A 3289-nucleotide genomic window follows, 5' to 3' on the forward strand; every position below is an offset into this window, starting at 1 on the left:
CAGCTGGTGGAGGGCAAGGCCATTCAGCTGCACCCGCTGGTGTGTGAGGCGTTCAACGCCGACTTCGACGGTGACCAGATGGCCGTGCACCTGCCGCTGTCGGCAGAGGCGCAGGCCGAGGCTCGCATCCTGATGCTGTCGAGCAACAACATCCTGTCGCCTGCGTCGGGTCGTCCGCTCGCCATGCCGCGTCTGGACATGGTGACCGGTCTGTACTACCTGACCACCCAGAAGGACGGGTTGACGGGCGAGTACACCGAGGCCACCGGCGACGACGTCGAGCGTGGCGTCTACTCGAGCCCGGCCGAGGCCATCATGGCCGTCGACCTGGGTGCGCTGACCATTCAGTCGCGCATCAAGGTGCGTCTGACCGAGCAGCGTCCGACGCCGGAGATCGAGGCGGAGCAGTTCCCCGAGGGCTGGACCCGCGGCGAGCCGTGGGACATCGTCACCACGCTCGGCCGGGTGCTCTTCAACGAGCTGCTTCCGCGCGACTACCCGTTCATCGACGAGCAGATGCCGAAGAAGCGTCAGGCCGTGATCATCAACGATCTCGCCGAGCGCTACCCGATGATCGTCGTCGCGCAGACCGTCGACAAGCTGAAGGACGTGGGCTTCTACTGGGCCACCCGGTCGGGCGTCACCGTCTCGATGTCGGACGTTCTGGTTCCGCCGGCCAAGGCCGAGATCCTGGAGCGTTACGAGGAGCGGGCCGACGGCCTGGAGCGCAAGTTCCAGCGCGGCGGTCTGACCCCGGACGAGCGTCGCGACGCGCTGGTGGAGATCTGGAAGCAGGCCACCGAAGAGGTCGGTAAGGCGCTCGAGGACTACTACCCCGACGACAACCCGATCACCATGATCCCGAAGTCGGGCGCCACGGGCAATATGACCCAGGTGCGCAACCTGTCGGGCATGAAGGGCCTGGTGACGAACCCGAAGGGTGAGTTCATCCCGCGTCCGATCAAGTCGTCGTTCCGCGAGGGCCTGACCGTCGCCGAGTACTTCATCAACACGCACGGCGCCCGCAAGGGTCTGGCGGATACGGCACTCCGTACCGCCGACTCGGGCTACCTGACGCGTCGTCTGGTGGACGTCTCGCAGGACGTCATCGTTCGCGAGAACGACTGTGGCACCGAGCGCGGCATCATGGTGCCGCTCGGCGAGAAGCAGGCCGACGGCTCGATCATCCGCGACGCGCACGTCGAGACCTCGGCGTACGCCCGCACCCTGGCATCGGACGCAGTCGACGCCGACGGCAACGTCGTCGTCGAGCGCGGCCACGACCTGGGCGATCCGGCCATCGAGGCACTCCTCGCGGCAGGCATCACCGACGTCAAGGTCCGCTCGGTCCTCACCTGTGCCACCGGCACCGGCGTCTGCGCGCACTGCTACGGCCGCTCGATGGCCACCGGCAAGCTCGTCGACATCGGTGAGGCCGTCGGCATCATCGCCGCGCAGTCGATCGGTGAGCCCGGTACCCAGCTGACGATGCGTACGTTCCACCAGGGTGGTGTCGGTGACGACATCACCGGCGGTCTGCCGCGTGTCACCGAGCTGTTCGAGGCCCGCGTCCCGAAGGGCAAGGCTCCGATCGCCGAGGTCTCCGGTCGCATCCGCATGGAAGACGATGATCGTTTCTACAAGATCACCATCATCCCGGACGACGGCAGCGACGAGGTCGTCTACGACAAGCTCTCCAAGCGTCAGCGTCTGCGCGTCTTCAAGCAGGAAGACGGCAGCGAGCGTCTGCTCGCGGACGGCGACCACGTGGAGGTCGGACAGCAGCTCCTCGAGGGCGCTGCCGATCCGCACGAGGTGCTGCGCGTGATGGGCCCGCGCCAGGTGCAGATCCACCTGGTCAACGAGGTCCAGGAGGTCTACCGGAGCCAGGGCGTGTCGATCCACGACAAGCACGTGGAGACCATCGTCCGCCAGATGCTGCGTCGCGTGACGATCATCGACTCCGGCGCCACCGAGTTCCTGCCCGGCTCGCTCACCGAGCGCGCCGAGTTCGAGGCGGCCAACCGCAACGTCGTCGCCGAGGGCGGGGAGCCGGCTGCCGGCCGTCCGGTCCTCATGGGCATCACGAAGGCCTCGCTGGCCACCGATTCGTGGCTGTCGGCGGCGTCGTTCCAGGAGACCACTCGCGTGCTGACCGATGCGGCCATCAACAGCCGCAGCGACAGGCTCGTCGGCCTCAAGGAGAACGTGATCATCGGTAAGCTGATCCCGGCCGGTACCGGTATCAACCGCTACCGCAACATCGAGGTTCAGCCGACCGAAGAAGCTCGTGCAGCGGCATACGCCCTGCCGACCTACGACGACACCTACTACAGCCCGGACGGTGCCTTTGGCGCCCCGAGCGGTGCCGCCGTTCCGCTGGACGATTACGGCTTCGGCAGCGACTTCCGCTGATCTGACTGCCAGTCACGAAGGGCCCGCCTCCGAGAGGAGGCGGGCCTTTCGTCGTCGGCGCCCCAGCCGGCGCCGTCCCGCACCACTTCCTGCCGAGCTGCACCACTTCTGCTGTACGCACTTGGTCGCGACCAAGTGCGTAGAACACAAGTGGTGTGCGACGCACATGACGGAACCTGTATGCACTCGACGCGGGCTACACGGACGCGGACATCAAGAACGCGGTCCGTTCTGGCGAGATCGTCGTTGTCAGCCGCGGCCGGTACGGCCAGGCTGCCGCGCACAGATCATCTAAGCCGGCTTGCCGATGCCCCTGCTCCAGCAAGAGGTCCAGGTTCAAGGACGCGTCTATTACAGCGACTTCGAGTGGGATCGATTGGTGATCGGGGAGTTCGACGGCCAGGGAAAGCACCTGAACAACAGGCGTCCCGGCGAGCGGATCGCCGACGCCGTCATGCGGGAGAAGGAACGCGAGAACGCACTGCGAGACCTCGGCTTCGGCGTGGTTCGCTGGGACTGGCCAGTCTTGGAGGCCGGCGGCGTCCTCGATCGCGTCGCCCCACACTTGAACCGCGCCGGGCTCCTCTAAGGCTCCCGCCCCACTTGTGGCCTACGCACTTGGTCGCGACCAAGTGCGCAGAACACAAGTGGTGCGCAACGGTCGCAAGTGGTGCGCAACGTCAGATTCGTGCCGTTGTATCCGGCATCTGGCGTGGATGTGTGACGTTCTTGCGATTTGCGGTAATACGGCTCTTCGGATTTGAGAGTGCATCGGTGAGGTTCGGGAGAGCTCCGGGTGACCACAACATGTAGGCGGGCCCTGGGGTGTGAGAATGAAAGTTCCTACACCTACAAGCTCACCCACCAGGACCCA

General features: G+C 65.9%; 1 protein-coding gene and 1 pseudogene. Both read left to right on the forward strand.

Going from position 1 to position 3289, the window contains the following annotated elements; all coding sequences use genetic code 11:
- Positions 1-2415 (forward strand): annotated as a pseudogene (locus tag GX543_RS12750) (DNA-directed RNA polymerase subunit beta'); the annotation flags it as partial.
- Between the two features lie 307 nt (positions 2416-2722).
- Positions 2723-3004, forward strand: coding sequence for a hypothetical protein (locus GX543_RS12755; RefSeq protein ID WP_290852350.1), 282 nt, complete (start codon positions 2723-2725; stop codon positions 3002-3004).
- Positions 3005-3289 lie beyond the last annotated feature (285 nt).

The organism is Gordonia sp. (in: high G+C Gram-positive bacteria) (genome assembly GCF_012515855.1).
Taxonomy (GTDB): Bacteria; Actinomycetota; Actinomycetes; order Mycobacteriales; family Mycobacteriaceae; genus Gordonia.

Bases quoted from the DNA above. Each gene is read 5' to 3' on its own strand.
- GX543_RS12755 (WP_290852350.1), top strand. From the start codon at position 2,723: ATGCCCCTGCTCCAGCAAGAGGTCCAGGTTCAAGGACGCGTCTATTAC.